General features: G+C 60.5%; 10 protein-coding genes and 2 pseudogenes. 9 read left to right on the top strand and 3 right to left on the bottom strand.

Annotated features, from left to right (window positions below):
- Positions 1–348: 348 nt before the first annotated feature.
- Positions 349–1,035 (bottom strand): helix-turn-helix domain-containing protein, encoded by a 687-nt coding sequence (locus tag NKJ07_RS07445; RefSeq protein WP_318569953.1) that lies wholly within the window; start codon positions 1,033–1,035, stop codon positions 349–351.
- Between the two features lie 202 nt (positions 1,036–1,237).
- Between NKJ07_RS07445 and NKJ07_RS07440 the strand changes: the two genes are divergently transcribed.
- Positions 1,238–2,029 (top strand): alpha/beta fold hydrolase, encoded by a 792-nt coding sequence (locus tag NKJ07_RS07440; protein WP_318569952.1) that lies wholly within the window; start codon positions 1,238–1,240, stop codon positions 2,027–2,029.
- A 680-nt stretch (positions 2,030–2,709) separates the two neighbouring features.
- On the opposite strand, the pseudogene NKJ07_RS07435 reads toward NKJ07_RS07440, so the two are convergent.
- Together NKJ07_RS07435 and NKJ07_RS24400 are read right to left on the bottom strand one after the other, a co-directional pair.
- A pseudogene (locus NKJ07_RS07435) lies at positions 2,710–2,781 on the bottom strand (hypothetical protein); the annotation flags it as partial.
- 780 nt (positions 2,782–3,561) lie between these two features.
- Positions 3,562–3,735, bottom strand: a pseudogene (locus tag NKJ07_RS24400) (DUF7342 family protein); the annotation flags it as partial.
- A 126-nt stretch (positions 3,736–3,861) separates the two neighbouring features.
- On the opposite strand from NKJ07_RS24400, the gene NKJ07_RS07430 reads away from it, so the two are divergent.
- The 8 genes from NKJ07_RS07430 (at position 3,862) to NKJ07_RS07395 (ending at position 17,809) form a co-directional block, all read left to right on the top strand.
- A complete protein-coding gene (locus NKJ07_RS07430) occupies positions 3,862–5,412 on the top strand; it encodes a Piwi domain-containing protein (RefSeq protein WP_425504748.1) in 1,551 nt (516 codons plus the stop codon).
- Positions 5,413–5,475: 63 nt separating this feature from the next.
- Positions 5,476–7,596 carry a phospholipase D family protein gene (locus tag NKJ07_RS07425; protein ID WP_318569950.1) on the top strand — a complete coding sequence of 707 codons (2,121 nt, stop codon included), beginning with the start codon at positions 5,476–5,478 and terminating at the stop codon, positions 7,594–7,596.
- Positions 7,597–7,601: 5 nt separating this feature from the next.
- Positions 7,602–9,659 (top strand): PD-(D/E)XK nuclease family protein, encoded by a 2,058-nt coding sequence (locus NKJ07_RS07420; RefSeq protein ID WP_318569949.1) that lies wholly within the window; start codon positions 7,602–7,604, stop codon positions 9,657–9,659.
- On the top strand, positions 9,656–10,561 hold the full coding sequence (locus tag NKJ07_RS07415; RefSeq protein ID WP_318569948.1) for a RecB family exonuclease: 906 nt from the start codon (positions 9,656–9,658) through the stop codon (positions 10,559–10,561). Before NKJ07_RS07420 ends, NKJ07_RS07415 begins: the two co-directional genes overlap by 4 nt.
- On the top strand, positions 10,558–14,019 hold the full coding sequence (locus NKJ07_RS07410; RefSeq protein ID WP_318569947.1) for an ATP-dependent helicase: 3,462 nt from the start codon (positions 10,558–10,560) through the stop codon (positions 14,017–14,019). The genes NKJ07_RS07415 and NKJ07_RS07410 overlap by 4 nt, the downstream gene beginning before the upstream one ends.
- A gap of 169 nt (positions 14,020–14,188) precedes the next feature.
- A complete protein-coding gene (locus NKJ07_RS07405; protein ID WP_318569946.1) occupies positions 14,189–15,580 on the top strand; it encodes an ATP-binding protein in 1,392 nt (463 codons plus the stop codon).
- Between the two features lie 338 nt (positions 15,581–15,918).
- The gene (locus tag NKJ07_RS07400) at positions 15,919–16,233 is read left to right on the top strand and encodes a hypothetical protein (protein ID WP_318569945.1); all 315 of its coding nucleotides are present in this window, start codon (positions 15,919–15,921) and stop codon (positions 16,231–16,233) included.
- Positions 16,234–16,327: 94 nt separating this feature from the next.
- Positions 16,328–17,809 (top strand): Eco57I restriction-modification methylase domain-containing protein, encoded by a 1,482-nt coding sequence (locus NKJ07_RS07395; RefSeq protein WP_318569944.1) that lies wholly within the window; start codon positions 16,328–16,330, stop codon positions 17,807–17,809.
- Positions 17,810–17,828 lie beyond the last annotated feature (19 nt).

The following is a 17,828-nucleotide window of genomic DNA, read 5'->3' as shown; positions in this document are numbered from 1 at the left end:
GCCGTTCGTTCGTCCTGAGCCCTTCGTCGGGTCCAACGGCGCGACGAGGCTTTTTGAGTGGCCGTCTTCCCGGCTCCGTTGGGACCGAGAAAGCCGAAGCACTCGCCCCCCTTCGACGTCGAGTGAGACGTCTCTGACCGCTTCAGCCCCACCGTCGTACGTCACGTGAACGTCCGCTGCGCCGATAGCGGCTGGACGATTCGAGGCGTCCAGCTCGTGCTCGGATCGGTGTCGTGCCTGTTGCGATGCCAGAAGGCAAGAAGACATCGAGACGAACTCCCAGAGGCAGTTCTCGAATTCGTGGGGCGTTTGAACTCATCGCCCGGTCACGGAGTGAGTCGTTCTCCGTCAGTCGGGGAGCGGTGGCCACGTCGTCGCCACCGTCTCCTCGATGAGTCGAGTCTGGGCGCGACGTAACCGCTCAGAGACCGACGACGCGGAGATGTCCAACTCTCCGGCGACGTCTTCCAGTGACGCCCGCCGTGGGATGTCGAAATACCCTCGTTCGTAGGCGATTCGGAGTGCCTCGTGTTGCCGGTCGGTGAGTCCGCCCCCCGGCGGTTCGGACTCCCCGTCTCGCGTGAGGCGGTGCAACCGGAAGCCAGCGTTGCGCTGCCAGAACGATGAGAACGTACCGAACGCGTCCCTGTTGGCGAACCAGCCAGTCTGTCGCCACCCGCCCGGTACCACGTCGATCCGCTCGATGATCGCGTCGGCCGTCGCGAGCGCCTCGAGACCTTCGAGGTCGTCGAGGCTCTCACCGAGTTGTTCCGCCAAACTGAGTGCGGGGAATATCTGGTACCGACGGGTTTCGCCGGCCTGCCCGACGAGCGTCCACTCCCCGACGTCGTATGCGTCCGTGAATGCGTCCTCGATTGCCGTCTGAGACCCGTCTTGTACGGTAACGAGAAACAACGGCCGGTTCCCGTGATTGAACTGCATGTCGAGCGTCAGCGTTGCTTCGGGAACGTCTGCTGCCACCCCCGCGAGCGGTAACGCCTGACAGTCGATATCGAACTCAGCCACGAGTCCCATATGTTACCGTTTCGACCGATCGTAATGGGGATGTCGAAAACGTCGATCAACACGGGAACGCCTGACGAGCACTGATCCAGCCGGCGCTAACGAACTCGTCGGTCTGTTCTGTCTGGGCTCTGTCTCCCCATCCGGGTGCCGTATAAACGGCCCGATGACTGAGAGAACGAGTTAGCCTCGTCGTCCTCGAACAGGAAGTTGCATGGTGACGACACAGTCCACAGATGGTTCCGAGATAGCCTACGAACGACACGGCGACGGTCAGCCTCTGATCTTTCTCCACGGGGGGATGGCCCCCCGGCAGTACTGGAACCCAGTCCTGCCGCACTTCGAGGAGTACGCCGCCGTGATCCCGCAGCGACCGGGCTTCGGCACGTGCCTCGACGATCTCGAAACGACGAGCGCCGATGACGTACTGAACCGTGAGACTCAGTACGTACGCACCCTCGTCGACCTCGTCGACGGCGAGCCGATCCTGTTCGGCCACTCCTTCGGTGCGTTGACGGCAGTCGAGTCCGCGACGGACGCGGCGGTCGGGGCGGTGATCGCGTACGAACCGGCGGTGCTCCCAGACGACTACCGGACGCGAGCCGATCTCGCCGACCGAATGGCGGCACTCGTCGAGGACGGTGAACGACAGGAAGCCGTAAAGCGCTACGTCGAACAGGTCCTCCACCCCCATGGAATCGACGACCTCGACGCGTGGTTGGCGGAGTGGCCGGTCTGGCCTGACTGCGTGGAACTGGCCGAAGAGGTCGTCCGGATGAACCGCGCCGTCGAACAGTACCAGCTACCGGAGACGCTCGATGTCACAGCGCCAGTCCTCGTGATGACGGGCACTGACGGACCTGACTTCCTCCGCGAGAGCGCTCGCGGTGTTCACGAGGCGCTTCCACACAGCCGTCTCGTCGAATTCGACGGTGTCAGCCACGGCGGCCCAGGTGAAGCGCCGGGCCGAATCGCATCGGAGATCGATGCGTTCCTTCGCGAGTAGTCTAAACGGGCAGGGATACACCACGGGGAACAGCCGTCGATCGGTGTGCTCGTACGCCCTCTAGACGACAGGTCCTCATCGGACTCGGCGCGACAGCCGCGGCCGGATTCGCTGGCCGTAGCGGCTCTGTCTCGGGTAGGCCGGAGACGATCGACTGTCACAGTTCCGCCCGTTCGCACGGTGCCGCTCAGGCGAGGCCTGCGTACTCGAGGACTTTGCGGCGGTCTGGGACTGGCGTGTCTGACTGCATGCTTAGCTCGGCGGAAGGGTCCCGCCGCCGTTGTCGGGCGGGTCATCATTGTCAGTATCGTTGCCTCCCGGTCCGTCGCTCCCACCGCCATTGTCTTCCCCGTTATTTCCCGGGGTGTTCGGCGGTGGCGGACCGTTCGGGTCATCAGGATCGTCACCGGCTTTCGCGCGGTAGTACGCGGCGCGCTGGTCGAGGCGGTCGGCGGTCCGTTCGAGAACGCGTGCCGTCCGGTCAAGGCGGTCGGCCCGCCGTAGCGCACGGGGCGAACAGCGGCGACCCGCGGTCGCGGCGGCGCGGTCACTTCCGAGATACCAATCCGGCGCATCGCCGAGCTCTCGATTGCTTTCGTGGGACACGCCGGCCGTCTCATCTTCGAGGGCTTCGGACTCTGCTGCATACTGTCGCTATCCCTCGGCGAGTTCGCCTCGACTCACGGGTTTCTCGACGGCAATTTCCCGTTTTCTTTGTGGATGATTATTTTATCCCCTCCGTGAACGTCGAACTTCTCCCGGAGTTCTTTCGGGAGGGTGACCTGCCCGCGTTCTCCAAGCTCAGGCTTCTCGTTGCGGCTCGTACATACTCACATCACGTTCATATTCAAACGGCTCCCTGCTCCTACAGATGCACACTGGGAATCGTCCATACTATCCACGCTCGGCGGATCAGTCACCAAGACGGTCTTCGAGCCGGCCAAGGATTTCCCAGAGCAACGGAATTGGCTGGAGGCTGCTGAAGGAGATCGCCTCATACGCGTACTCGTCACTAGCCGCCGGACGTTCTTGATAGTGCGCCCATCCGTCTACGTGCGGGTTTGGTTCGTGGTGCCACCCACAGTCGAAGCCCGAGCTTTCGCTGTGATAAAAGGCGAACTCTGGGTCTGCGTCGGCAGTCTCGCCCGCGTACCACCGAATCGTAAGCGTTCCCCCGTCTGCTTCGCTTCCGAGGATAGCCGGATCAAGTGTCGCAACGACACGGGTGAATTGCCCGGGGGTTCTCCGCTTGCGTGCAGGATGGCAGGATGCCGCTCGATCGTGCGTCTGAGTTCGAGTAGAACCGTGTGATACCTGTCCGGGGTCATAGCCGCCGTCGAACGCGAACATTCGGTCAGGCAGATACTGGGGCACTCCCAGCGTAGTCGGAGTAGTGTTCGATAGCGTCCTCGACGAGTTGGAGACGATACGCGATGATCTCCCAGTCGTTCGCAGTCCGGCGCATCTCTCGCGTTTTTTTCAGCAGTATCGGTATGTGCCGCCTGCTCGCGAAGCTCGCTCGGTGAAGCCGCGTCGTGCTCGGTCTGCCACTCCTCAACCTGTTCTTGCAGGTCGCCACGCAATTCGAGAAGGCCGTCGCGGTCGCAGTTGTCGAGGAGGTCGCGGAGAGCCTGCATTCGCGTGTAGAGCGGGTCAGGTGCGTACTGAGTTGCGGTGCCCCCAGAGACGGTCCGGAGAACGTTCATCTCGAATCGACGTTCTCCGCCGCCGAGTGGGTGCAGCGCGGACACGACATCGCCGATGTAACCGTCGAGCACGACACGGACCTGTACGACAGCGCGCGCACGGCGACAGTCAAGGAGATCATTGACATGGACTACGATGATATGCTGGACGGGCCAGGCGTCCCGATGTCGGAGTACCACGAGAAACACGTCGAACAGGACGTCATCGACTCGATGCGGGCCGGGGATCCCGTCATTGCTGACCTGCAGTACGGGAGCGGCGAGGATTCGATCTTCCCGCAGCTCTTGGAGTACTGTAAGGTCATTCCGACGTTCGACCAGTTGGGCCGCGTCGATGAAACGTTCCTGAACGTCATCCACAACGAGAGCCGGATGAAACCAGAAGAACGGTTCAACGTCGTCACGTCGTTCGTCGACCTGCTCGGCCCGACCCCGTACTTCGACTTCGACCCGGTCCCGCAGCCAACAAACGCCGGGTACCGAGAGCAAAAGACACCGAATATCCCGAACCTGCGGTTCGGCGATGGCCGAACAGGGTACTACGGGGCTGGCGGGCTGGAACGGAATGGCTACGGCGTGTACAAGGCTCCAGAGTCGTTCGACATCATCGCGCTGTATCCGGACAGCGAACAAGCCGCAGCACGACCGTACGTCCTCTCAGTACTCGGCAAGCTCGCGGAATACGACGGAAAGCCGACGAAGTTCGACCAGGAGACCTACGAACTGGGCTCGGAGTTCCACTACTCCCAGCATGCACAGAAGGCGAGCGACTACGATGCGGCGCTAATCGTCGTCCCTGATAAGGACAAAGCTGCGGCAGCAGACTACGACGACCCGTATCCTGAGTTTAAGCGCCGACTTGGACAACTCGGGGTGCCGAGTCAGATGATCACCATCGACAATCTCGGCAACGACAGCTATCTCGGGAACATCGGTTCGTCTCTAATCGGGAAAGCGGGCGGTGTGCCGTGGCGGATCGACGACGTTCCAGGGGATGTTGACGCGTTCGTCGGCCTCGATGTGACCTACGACCATGCGACAAAACAACACCTCGGCGCGGCCGCGAACGTCATCATGGCCGACGGAACCATCCTCGCGTCCGAGGCCGTCACGAAGCAAGCTGGCGAGACGTTCGACGAGGACGACGTAGCGAACGTCATCAAGCACGTTCTGGAAATCTTCGCCGAAGAGGAAGGCCGACCACCGCGGCACGTAGTCATCCATCGTGACGGGAAGTTCTACCTCGACATCGAGAGCCTGATCAAGCGTCTCGACAAGGCTAGGGATCTCATCCAGCGCTTCGACCTCGTCGAGATCCGAAAATCCGGGAACCCCCGCATCGCCGAGTACGACGAATCGAAATCACGGTTCGATATCGCGGACAAAGGCGTCGCCTTCCACGTCCACAACGGCGACCATTCCTACCTGACCACGACCGGTGGGAAGGAGGGTAGTCCTGGCACGCCGCGGCCGCTACAGATCGTGAAACGCCACGGATCGACAGACCTCGACACGCTCGCGGAGCAAACCTACTGGCTGTCGGAGGCACACGTTGGTTCGCTGAGTCGGTCCACCCGGCTTCCAATCACCACGTACTACGCCGACAAGTGCGCCGACTTCGCCATGAAGGGCTACCTCACCAAGGGCAGCGTCATCCGCGGTGTCCCATACATCTGACCATGCGCCAGTACAGCCTCACGCAACCACGCACGCACTCATCACCACACCGGTAACCCTCGCATGACCAAGACAGAATTCGAAGCAACAGTCGAGTTCGATGACGGCAGCACCGCTGACCTGGAGATGGCTGCCGACAAATCATGGGACAGTTTTCTGAACTACTTCGGTGACGCCCAGCACGTCTACTGCGTCACGTACAGTCAGTCCCCGGCGTTCATCTACAAGATGTTTCAGAACCGGGACCTCGCAGTGGACTCACTGGAAGTCATCGTCGGAGACAACCAACACGACGACTACCGGCGGTCGCTGAAGAACACGAACAACGCGAAGAAAATCGCCGCGCAACTGGAATCGCTGCGACGAGACGGTGATCTCCGCATCCATACTGTCGATTCCGCGCGCGTCCTCCTCCACACGAAGCTCTACATCGTCGAGAATCAGGACGGGTCTCGCACACTCATTTGTGGGTCGGCGAACCTCTCCAAGCAGGCATGGCAGGGGAGCAAACAAACCAACGTCAACATGGCCTGGCGTACCGACGGGGACACGCCCGTCGACGAGTGGTTCGAACGGCTCTACGCGTTCCACAGGGACTACGCGACGCCGTTCATGGAGGACCTCACGGAGGAGATCGAAGACGCCGAAACGGCAGAAGAAGAGGCGAAGATCTACGACATCTGGCTGGGCGGGGACGAGTTCAGTGACGACCCGGTCGCCGAGCTGAACGCCCGACTCGACGAAGCGGTTGACGACGACCAAGTCAACACGTACAACGTCGTCACCGATGCCGAAGAAGCAGAGAAAGCGGTGTTCGCCGCCGAAGATACGGACACCGACCCAACAGAGATCAGTCCGGACAAACGTGTACGCCTCTCCCCGCAGGGTCTCGAAGACGCCATCTCGAATCTGGACGACACGCTATCCGCCAATAACATCCGTATCAACGACGGTGAAATCGTAGCGACACCCGCCGGCATTGCACGGTACAAAGAGACCTTCACCGGATACCCCGACCTCAACGTCGACAAGGACGAGAACACAGTCGGGCTGCGAGTTGACGACTCCGTCCTCGAATTAACGGCTCCCCTCCCGGACGATCCGCAGGAAGTCGCTGACGCGCTCGACTTGATCGAGCAGTACGTCGAAACGGTGGGCGAGTTCGGTGAAACGCGAACGACGAAAGAAACGCGGGCACACTTCTACGAGGGAGTTATCTACTTCTGCTGGGCCCCATTCGCCAACTACTGCGCCCATCACTACGCCGAATACGAATCTGCGGAACTGGACAAGGACCTACCGTTCCTGTTTCTTCACGGCGACAACGACAGCGGGAAGGGCATGTTCCTGCGGTTCGGGGCGCGGCTCATCTCGAACGGGTACGTACAGGAGGTCACCACCGGCGACGACTTCATCAAAAACAATATCGAGCGTGCTCGTGCGTCGGACACTGTTTTCCCGTACATCGTTGACGACGTGGCGAAGTCAAAGATCGACCGAGACATCATCAAATCGTACTGGGAGGGGAAGTGGGACGGCTCCATCCAGATGCCCACGTTCATCTTCTCCTCGAACGACTCGACGAAACCGAAATCCGAACTTCGGACCCGGATGAAGACGCTGGATTTCAACGTCAATTTCTCCGAACTGGAGAAAGACGAGCGGGAAGCCGCCGCGCAGATCGCGGGCCAGGCGGACAGCTGTAATCTGTTCCCGTGGTTCGCCCACCTGTTCTTGCAGCGGGATATCTCGCTGCCAGACCAGTCCGACCGGCTGGCGGATGCTCGGGACGTGTTCGCGGAGCTGTACGCGTATGCCGAGAAGGAACCACCGGAATACGTGCCACTAGAGAAACCCGCCGAACAGGAACACGACCCGGGACGACGGAAGTGGATCAGCGCGCTGTCCGACGGGCTATGTGAACTCGATTTCAAGGACGACGGGCGTGTTATCGCAGATTTCTCAGCGAATCTGGATCAGCAGCAGTGTTGGCAGTTCCAGAAGGCTACGCCGGCCCACATCCGGGCGAGTATTTACGGGCCGGCAGTCCAGTTTGAAAGCGCAAACAGGTTCAAGAATTGGATAGATGAACCCAGTGTTATCGAAGATGCACGACGCGACACCGAAACAGCCGGTGACAACACCGGTGTTCTGTCTCGGGTCACACGGCTCGTCCGAGGGTAACCACCATGTCTGACCACTCATCTCACCGACGGTTCGACGGGACGCTAGTCACGGCACCGTTCGGGGGCGCGAACGTCGAACGGACAGCGCGAGAGGAATACCGAACACTCCTTGACGAGCACGATTCTGAGGATGTGCTCGTCATTACGGGTGCGCCGACGAGTACGGACACGTTCCGGGAAACGTTAGGTGCGGAACTGCCGGGTGCGGCGACGCCGTACGTGACGTCGCTCGTGGTGCACGCGACCGATGTTCTCAATCAGACCGATGACCGCATCATTCTCTCCGACGCGCTACGGCGGGAACTCCTCTATCGGTTCCTCGCAGATTACGAGTGGGACACGGAGTACCTTCGACGGGCATCTGAGCAGCCGTCGTTCATCGAGGACGTGGACGCCGTGATGGGCACGATCTCTTGGCAGACTGTCACGCCCGAGGAAACCCCGGAACTCCGTGATATAACGGCTGCGCTCGACGCGTTTCACGAGTGGCTGGCTGAGCACGGCCATATGGAGCGCGGGCAACTCATTTCTGAGGCACTCGATGTCCTCTCTGGGGATGCGCGCGACGATGTCGTCGATTTCGAGGCGGTGCTCGCAGTCGAGTTTGAGGAGTTCTTCCCGCTCGACCGTGCGTATCTCGACGTGCTCGCAGGGGACTGTGAACTCGTCTGTATCGCCGAAGAGAACGCGAGCGTGCGCCGCACGTGGGTCGAGACGGGACCGATTACGGATTACGTCTCGTTCAGCGAGACTCGCCGCGGAACAGCGGGAGCACCGTCGACGCGACCGGCTGCCACTGCAGCGTATTTCGCTGACCAGACGGTCCCGGAAGACCCGGAAACGGGATCGGTATCAGTTCTCGCTACGGACTCCAGTGACGAACAACTCGCCGAGGTTGCAAACAAGATTGAGGAAGTCGTCGCGCAGCCGGACTGGAGCTACGACGACGTGGCTGTCGCCACGAAACAAAGTGGGAGTACGGTTACGGACATTATCGAAGCGTTCGAAGGCACCGGGATTCCAACGGAATCGACGACAGTCACCGGGTTCGGAGACGACCCTGCGATTCGGGAGCTCCTCGCTGCCGTCCGACATCTCGCCACAGATGGGGAGGAGAGACCCGATCACGGCCCAGACCTCGATACGGAGCGCTTGGATCGCATCCGCGAGATGGACAGCCTCGAAGACGGGGTCCGCTGGTGGGCGACAGACTCGGGGTTGAAAGAGCGAATCGCGGAGCGCGCAACGCCGTTGGACGCAAGGGCACAGTTCGGGAACGTCAAGCGAGCGTTCCGGATGGCGGAGTTCCTCGAAGACACCGAATTCGTGGATGCGACGTGGGCGTCCTTCGAGGAAATGCTCGAACGCGCCCATGATTACGCACCGCAACAAAACCAGACGAGCGCGACGGATCTCGACGGCGGCGTCCGCGTGGACCACTTGCAGGCGATCAAGAACGAATCGTTCCGCGCCGTCTTTCTCGTCAACCTCGTCGACGCCGAGTACCCGGGTGACCCGTTCCTGACACGGTTGTTCCCAACCGAGCGGGTCGCTTCGATGCCGGACTACCCAGGTGTCACGGACCTCGACGAACCAGACGTGGATGCGACGTTCCCGACGACGTCAACGGCGTCAAGTCGCCCGTTCGCGCGGTACCACACGGAACACGCACGGCGACGTCTGGCGATTGGGGCTGGTGCTGCGGACGAGCACCTGTACTGTTGTCTCTACGAGTACGAGGACACCGCGCTCGAAGAGCGTGCGCAGGCGTCACGATTCCTTACCACCGCCTACGAGAATCTGTCCTGGCTGACCGAAGCCGACGATCCACACATCACGAGCGAGCAAGCGGCAGAGGATTTCCTGTTGTCGCGGGTTGATGACGCGCTCGCGGAGGTTCGGCGCGCGAACAGTCAGGACGTGTCGGTGTCGCTCGACGAGGTGGAAGCTGAACTCGGTGAGATTCAGGACCTGCTCGATAAGAGTGGGGCGCGTGGCGAGAAGCTCCGGAAGGCATTGCGTGCACGTGTCGAATTCGCTAACGGAGAGGTGCGACGATGAGCCAAGAGTCGCTCTCACCGTCGCGGCTGGCGAACTACGCGACGTGCCCGCGGCTGTACGATTATCGGTACGTGCAGGACGTGAACGCGCCAGACCGCACCCAACTCTACCTCAATCAGGGGACGATATACCACGAGACTATCGAGGACGTGTGCGAGGCGACCGACCGGGACGATCCATCAGAGGTGATTCACGACCGGGCGATTCGGATCTTCGATGCGAAGTGGGACGAACACAGCACGCCGGATGATTACGAATCGGCTGCGCATCAGGCGTACCAGCGCGCTGAGAACCGGGCTGCCATCGAGTCGTTCTTCGATCCCGACGGCGGGACCGGCATCGAACACGCACGCCGCTCAATCACAACCGAATGCTGGGTAGAATGTGAAATAGATGGGCGCGGCCTCCACGGGAAAGCAGACAACGTCATCCGGACGGACGACGGCCTCCACATCTTCGACTACAAGCGGAAAACACACGGGATGCTCTCCGACGGGACAGCCGAGTACCTTGGCGACCACCTCGGCGGGGAGGCCCACGAGCCGAAACGTGTGCGGAACGCGTTCCAGACGGCGACATACATCGAGGGCGTGAAGAACGAACCGTTCTACGAGGATGGAATGGAGGTCCGGTTCAGTTTCTACGGCCTCCTCAACAAAACGTCGTTCGAGAGCACGCCCGACGGCTACGACGTGTCTGCACGAGGGTGGCCACGGGAAACCACGGAGATCTACGACGACCACTATGACACGATCTGGGCGCTCATTCGCGCCGCACACGACGGCATCACGAACGGAAACCATGAGCCAGAACCGTTCAATCTCCTCAACGAGGAGGCGTGCCCGGACTGTGACTATCGAGAGATGTGTGCGGATCGCCTGTCGACGGAGGTGCAGCGATGAGCGGCGACAGTGACGACTATCCGTCGTGGTTCCCGGTCCCGGAAGAGGACGTATCGCCGGAGCCCCAACAGCAGACGATCATCGACTCCGACGCGTACCCGATGCGTGTGCTCGCCGGGGCCGGGACGGGGAAGACGTTCACGATGGTGCGGAAGATCGAGCACCTCATCGACGAGGAGGATGTATCCCCGGACCGAATTCTCGCGTTGACGTTCACGAACAACGCTGCGGACTCGATGCGTGAGAAACTCAACGCGAAACTCGGGACAGCGGGGTACGACATCGACGCGTACACGTACCACTCGATCTGCAACGAGATCCTCACCGACTACGCGTACGAGGCGGGAATCGATCCAGACTTCGAAGTCGCCACAGACGCCGAGAAGTACGCCATCGTGCTGGACGTCCTGGACGACATCAAGTATCGGTTTGTGAAACCCAACGTGTACGGGAGCGACGGGTATGCGTCAGGGGCCGCGTCGAAGCTGCTCAACTTCATCGGATCGATGAAACGTAGCGGCATCACGCCCGACGACATCGACGCGTTCCTCGGCCCTGCTGACCGCGTCTACGAACTCGCTGACCTCTCGGAGCGCGTCGAGGCAATTGCCAGCGACCATCTGGGCGGCCGGTCCGTGTCGAGCGTGCTGGACTCGCTCCCGGACGCGCGTGCCGACCTCGTCGCTAAACGCGACGCGCTCGGGACGGACGGTATCGAAGCCAGCGCACGCGACTTCCTCGACCGCCTCGTGGATCTTTGCGACGCGCTGGAAGCAGCGTTCGAAGCCCATGAGGCGGGTGAGCGGGAACTACCGGACAACGCGTACAAGCTCCCGAAATACCTGCTCGGTGGATACGCGAGCGGGGCGCCGAAAGGGATTCCAGACAATCTCGATCTCGAACTCACAGACCATCTCGACTCGTTCGTTTCGGACTGTCTCACGGCCCGTGATCTGACGGCGGGGTATGCGGCGTACGAGCGTGAACTCGACGAGCGGAATCTCATCGACTTCGACGGTCTCGTCGTTGAGACGGCTGCACTGATGGATTCGCCGGTCGGTGAGGAAATCGCCGACCGGTGGGACTACGTGTTCTGTGACGAGTTCCAAGACACGGATCGCCTCCAGTTCGACCTCGTCACATCACTCGTCACCGACGAGAACCTGTTCGTCGTCGGTGACGACGACCAAGCGATCTACGAGTGGCGCGGCGCACACGTCGCCAACATCACCGACGAACTCGACCGCGCGTTCACGGCACTCACTGACGAACCCTTAGAGGAGAACTTCCGCTCCCGACAGCCAATCCTCGATCTGGCGAACGAGGCGATACAGAAGCTCGATCACCGCGAACGACACAAGACACTGAAACGCGTCGACGAACCTGCGTACGACGGGGACACTGTCGCTACCGTCGAACTACCAGACGAGGATGACGACGCAGACGGTGCGACCCAACTTCGCACGGTCGTGCAGAACTTGCTGAGCGGTGACGCGGAGAATCTCGACGACACGTACAACCCAGGCGACATCGCGTTACTCGTCCGGAAGAACGACCACGCGACGCCGGTCATCGAGGAATTCGAAGACGCCGGCATCCCGTACCAGGTTGCTGGTGATTTGGCCACGGAATCGGTCGGCGTCGGCACCGTCACCGCCTACCTGAAGGCACTCGCAAGAACCGAAGACGAGGTGAGTTGGAATCGCGTCCTCCTGATGCGGTATCGGCTCTGCGATGCAGACCTCCGCACCCTCAACGCGGGCGATGACCGCCTCGTGGACACGCTCCGCGAAACGCCGCTGGAAGAGTTCGAAGAGCTCGACCGCGTCGCAGAGGCCCGCGAACACGTCACGAAACTTCTCGACCTTCGGGACTCGGCGTCGCTCAGCCACCTGTACCGCGAACTCACGGACATCACGAATATCGAGTGGTATCTCAGTGAGCAGGAGCGCCGAGACCTCGCCCAGCTAGAGGACGTCATCGAACAGTACGGCGACAGCGCCGTCCAGCCGCCGCTCACGCCGGAGTTCATCGACTCGCTCGAACACTACGACTCCCTGTTCGACGAGAGCGGCTCGTCACCGACGAGTCAGCCGGACGTCGCCGACGACGCGGTCAACGTGATGACCATCCACAAGAGCAAGGGCCTGGACTTCCCAGTCGTCCTCATCCCGCAAGTCACGGCCGACGAGTGGGCACCGAGTTCGCGGACGTACGACGCGCTCGAAACCAGCCTCTCGGACGGCTCGGAGGCGGCGTTCGCCGAGGACTTCGTCGAGCGTGACGCACGTGAAACCCGTCGCGTGTTCCACGTCGGAATCACGCGCGCCGAAGACATCCTCGTTCTTCAGGGCGGCAGCGAGGCCGACGATGCTACGGACGTGCATCCGGTTTTAGAGGCGGTTGACGAGATTCTACCGTCACGGATCCCGTGGCAGCCAGAGCGAGGGCAGCTCCCGCTCTGGACCGACGTGCAGGAGTGTCTCCCGGATGACGCGGTAGACTGGACAGACTCGCTGGCCAGCGAGACGGTCGGGCACGTCGGCGGTACCGTCAATCATGACGGGAAAGAACTAACGGTCGAGGCGGCCCGCGACCGAGTGCTAGACCTCGCAACAGCCACCCTCAACGGGGATCTCTCACCGAGGACCGAGCGCAAGAAACTCCAAGTTGCATCGCTGACCGGCCCGTCGAAGCCAGCACCGTCGCTCTCACACAGCTACACGTCACTGGCGGCCTACGAGGAATGCCCGCGGAGCCACTATCTAGACTACGTGGTTAATGCGTTTCCCGATTATCAGGTGACAGCAGCCACGAACGGATCCGGAGATGGCGTGTCCCAGCGCGAAATCGGGTTATTATTCCACGACACTGCAGAGCAAGCCGCGAATCAGAGCGTGAGAGACCGTGAGGGCTGGTACGAGATCTGCGACCGCCTCGCCAGCCAACGCCGCGCCGCGGACGCGCTTCCGGCGGCGAAGCAATGTATCGACCGGTACTTCGAGTTAGACCTTCCCAACTACGAGATCATCGACGCGGAGCGAGAGTTCGAACTCAATATCGACGGACACGAACTCATCGGCTACATCGACGCCGTCTACCGAACGCCGGACGATGGGCTCCTCGTCACCGACTACAAGGCCACCGAACGCCACCGCGACTTGGAGGACGACAAGCAACTCCCGATTTACTTGTTAGCGTGTCGTGACCTGTACGATGAGCCTGTTACACGTGCTGGATACGCCTATGTCGGTGAGATAGGGCCGAAGATCGAATCCCGAACGTTCAGCGATGGCGACCTGGAAGCAGTCAGAGATGACGTGACAGAGTCAATGAACCACATTACTGAATTCTCGTTTAGCCGGTACACGGCTGGTGAGCACTGCCAGTGGTGCCAACACAACCAACTGACCTGCGCACCGGATTCATTCACCGTCGGTCCAGGATTTGAGGAGTGACCAGTCGAACCCGCGTTATTGGACGGACGGTATTCCCGTCTCTCCAGCCCTGTTTCGCCTGAACTTTCGCTGGGCTTGGTTCGTACTCTGCTCGCAGCCTGAGCATCTCCCGGTTAGGTCTGGTTGACCGAATGTTTAAGTCATTATCGCAATAATCATTATCAAGAGTATGACCTTCTACGACCGAGAGGCGGAACTCGATACCCTCACCGCCGCGGTGGAGTCCCCTGGTTCGGACTTCATCGTTGTTTACGGGCGACGTCGAGTCGGGAAGACAGAGCTCCTCAAAGAATTCTGTGCCAACCGTCCCCACATTTACTTCCTCGCCGCGCAGGAGGCCGAGCATAGACAGCGAGAGAAGTTCCTCGACCAGATCGCGGACCACTTCGACGAGCGCGTCCCGCGAATCGACGGGTGGGACGAGGCGTTTGAGTACCTCGGGGAACAACTCCAGCGTGAGGATCTCGTCGTCGTCATCGACGAGTTCCCGTATCTCGTCGCAGAGAACGACTCGCTCCCGTCGTACGTGCAAGGGTTCGTCGACCAAGAACTCGATGGGGCGGATTCGATGCTCGTACTCTGTGGGTCGAGCGTGAGTACGATGGAGTCAGAGATCCTGGGACACGAGAGCCCACTTTATGGGCGACGAACGGCGCAACTCGACGTGACGCCGTTTTCGTTTCGACAGGCCCGAGAGGTCATCTCGTACGACAGCCAAGATGCGATTCGCTCGTATGCCGTCACGGGTGGCACCCCGATGTACCTCACGCTGTTCGATTACACGCAGTCGCTCGCGGCGAATATTCGGTCGCACGTGCTGTCACCGTCTGCGGTGCTATACAACGAACCAGAGTTCCTCCTGCGAACCGAGCTCCGAAACCCGGCCCGGTATATGAGCATCCTCGAAGCGGTCGCGCTGGGCCATACGACACCGAACGAGATCTCCGGTGCAACAGGGATCGACTCGGGACCACTTTCGAAGTACCTCCAGACACTTCGTCGACTCAGGCTCATCGAACGAGACGTTCCAGTCACGGCCTCGGGGAAGAAATCAAAGCGGTCGCGGTATCGGGTGGCCGATGAGTTCCTTCGGTTCTGGTTCCGGTACGTCGAGCCGAATCGATCCAGTATCGAGGAGGCACCGGAGATCGTGTACGACGGAACGATTGAGCCGGACCTCCCAACGCACGTCGCAACCACGTTCGAAGACGTGTGTCAAGAAGCCGTCTGGGAAGGGATTCGACGCGGCACGTTCGACCCGTACTCGGAGGTCGGTCGCTGGTGGTACGGGGAAGAAGAGATCGACATCGTCGGGCTGGCACCGAACGACGACCGAGTCCTCCTCGCCGAATGTAAGTGGACGACAGATCCAGTTGGGGAAGACCTCGTGGAGAGCCTACGAGCGAAGGCCGAGCACGTCCGATGGGGGCCGTCCGACCGAGACGAACGGTTCGCCCTGTTCTCGAAAAGCGGGTTCGTCGACGGCCTCGAAGAACACCTCGACGACTCCTGGTCCCTGTTCAGCGTAACGGACATCGACGATCTCCTCACGCCAGATTGAGTGCTCCTGTCTCTGGGTCATAGAGAATGTCTGGTTGAGTCGTTTTGATTTCGTGTCGTCTTCCAGATTCCGCACATTCTCGGCGATGTAGTGGCATTACAAAGGTTTCATCGAAGAAGGGAGGGATTCCCGGTGGTGCGCGCGATGGGTTGAGCGATTCACCGTCTTTTCGCGGGTGGAGTAGTATCTATATTGTCACTATCGGCGATATGGTCGTACTGTCAGTCGGACGGTCGTGCTGTGAGTCCGGATTTCGGCTTCTAACGGCCTGTGGCGTTAGAAATGGCGGGATCTCAGGGCTAACCCTTTAATACGACCAGGTAATGTCCCGGTTTGCAATGCAGCGCGTCATCGACCAGAAACTGTACGACACGAACCGAGCCGAAGAAATTGCCCAACATGCCCCAAACACGGATCGAGGTGACTTCTACTACCTCATCGAAACGCTATACAAGACCTCAAGCGGGGAATACTTCCTCCACGGTGAGGGCGGTGCGGCAACCAAATACGCCAAGCCGTGTACTGGGGGCGGCACGACTGGCGGTGCGGAGATCGAACCCCTCGACGAGGAAGCAGCGCTGAACTGGTGCGAAGAACGCGGCATCGACGGTGAGATCGTCGTCGACGAATTCAGTCATCTGATCGAAACGTAGCTCCAGCGGCTGTCACGGACACCCAGCGACTGCCTCGGAACCCCACTCCTCACAAGTGGCTGGCGTACTGCGGATCGTGCCCGCAGCGAGGTATATGAGAGACCCAGAAGAGATCACCCGACTCCACCGTCGGGGAACGAATAACAACGCCCGTCCGTATCCACCGACCCCTGTCCCGTCCCCGGTAACGAAGGGCGGGATAGCCCACTCACCGGCCACCCCAGTAGGGTTAGACGCACGGCGGCGTGAACAGGTAGACGACGTCATCCGGCAACTCACGAGCGGCGGGCACGAGATTCCAGCACCGTTCTCGAAGCGAGAGCTGTACCAGACTGCTGCGAGCGTTGGCATCGAGGTGTGGAAACCCGCAGTAAAGAACCGAGTTACCGAGCGTGTGCTTGACCGACTCAGCTACGAGTGGGACTCGGTCTCTCAAACATCCGCGCCCGTCGTCATGGATGAACTCATCAGGGAGATTCGACGGACAGCAGGCACTATCACTCCAGTATTCGATACGGAGTTATCCGAGTCGCTCCGTGAGCGACTCCAAGAGTGGTGCGAACTACACGGGCTGGGGTCGATAGAAACAGGGGCTGTCCAGAAAACTGTTGCGCGACACGCCGTCCTGAGTGTGCTACTGAAATCAGCCCTGTACGAATGGTACCGGTGTCGCGGTGTCGTTCCGCCGCTCTCCGATTCGGTACAAAGGGCGTTTCGAAACGCGCGGAAGCAGACAGGAGACAGAGCGTTCGATCAGTTCGTTCTGGACCACGTCGCGGAACTGGCTGATGAGGACGCCCTGAAATCTGCGTTGGCCCACCGGGATCGATTGCTATTCTCACCCCAGCCAACGGAAGATATTGGGAAGCTCTACGCGGAGCTAACACCGAGCAAGTATCGACAGTCACTCGGGCAGTTTCGGACACCGCCGGAAATTGCAGTGACTATGAAGTCCTGGGTAGACCGTGACGCCGACCACCTTCTCGACCCTGGAATGGGAGCGGGCGTACTATCCAGCGCGTTTCACCCGCGCTGGAGTCTGAACACTGACCCCACGCACGTCGACGGGATCGAACGTAGCCCCCTCGCGCGAGTCATGGGAGCGACAGCCCTCACGTTGGGTGGACAGCTGAATACGCCGCGAACGCACGACTTCCTCAATCTTGATCCAGACGAACTGCAACACGACATCGGCGGGATCGTGTGTAACCCTCCATACACGAGCGGGGACGCGCTCCCGAAGGAGTACAAAGAACAGGTCAACGCCGACATAGAGCAATCGACAGGAATCGACGTCAGTGCACGATCCCCACTCTACACGTACTTCCTGTACCGCAGTCGGTCGTTCCTGTCTTCGGGTGATCGTGCGGCGTTCCTCACGCCGGACAGCTTCCTCACGACGGCCTACGGTGACTCACTCAAGCAGTTCCTACTTGACGAGTTTTCCATCACTGCTCTCGTGCAGTTCGACCCCGAAGGCGAGTCGGTCTTCGAGGACGCCCAAGTCACTGCCCTCATTTGCTTCTTAGAAGCAGATACCGATGGTGGTACGGGTAAGCATTCGTATTCGGTTTAGGAGCTAAATCGCAAGCCGA

This window comes from Salinigranum marinum, from assembly GCF_024228675.1.
Taxonomy (GTDB): domain Archaea; phylum Halobacteriota; class Halobacteria; order Halobacteriales; family Haloferacaceae; genus Salinigranum; species Salinigranum marinum.
This window is presented reverse-complemented; position numbering and strand designations above follow the sequence as displayed.

Excerpts from the sequence above, each read along its gene's own strand:
- NKJ07_RS07445 (WP_318569953.1), bottom strand. The coding sequence starts at position 1,035 with ATGGGACTCGTGGCTGAGTTCGATATCGACTGTCAGGCGTTACCGCTC.
- NKJ07_RS07440 (WP_318569952.1), top strand. The coding sequence starts at position 1,238 with ATGGTGACGACACAGTCCACAGATGGTTCCGAGATAGCCTACGAACGA.
- NKJ07_RS07430 (WP_425504748.1), top strand. The coding sequence starts at position 3,862 with ATGGACTACGATGATATGCTGGACGGGCCAGGCGTCCCGATGTCGGAG.
- NKJ07_RS07425 (WP_318569950.1), top strand. The coding sequence starts at position 5,476 with ATGACCAAGACAGAATTCGAAGCAACAGTCGAGTTCGATGACGGCAGC.
- NKJ07_RS07420 (WP_318569949.1), top strand. The coding sequence starts at position 7,602 with ATGTCTGACCACTCATCTCACCGACGGTTCGACGGGACGCTAGTCACG.
- NKJ07_RS07415 (WP_318569948.1), top strand. The coding sequence starts at position 9,656 with ATGAGCCAAGAGTCGCTCTCACCGTCGCGGCTGGCGAACTACGCGACG.
- NKJ07_RS07410 (WP_318569947.1), top strand. The coding sequence starts at position 10,558 with ATGAGCGGCGACAGTGACGACTATCCGTCGTGGTTCCCGGTCCCGGAA.
- NKJ07_RS07405 (WP_318569946.1), top strand. The coding sequence starts at position 14,189 with ATGACCTTCTACGACCGAGAGGCGGAACTCGATACCCTCACCGCCGCG.
- NKJ07_RS07400 (WP_318569945.1), top strand. The coding sequence starts at position 15,919 with ATGCAGCGCGTCATCGACCAGAAACTGTACGACACGAACCGAGCCGAA.
- NKJ07_RS07395 (WP_318569944.1), top strand. The coding sequence starts at position 16,328 with ATGAGAGACCCAGAAGAGATCACCCGACTCCACCGTCGGGGAACGAAT.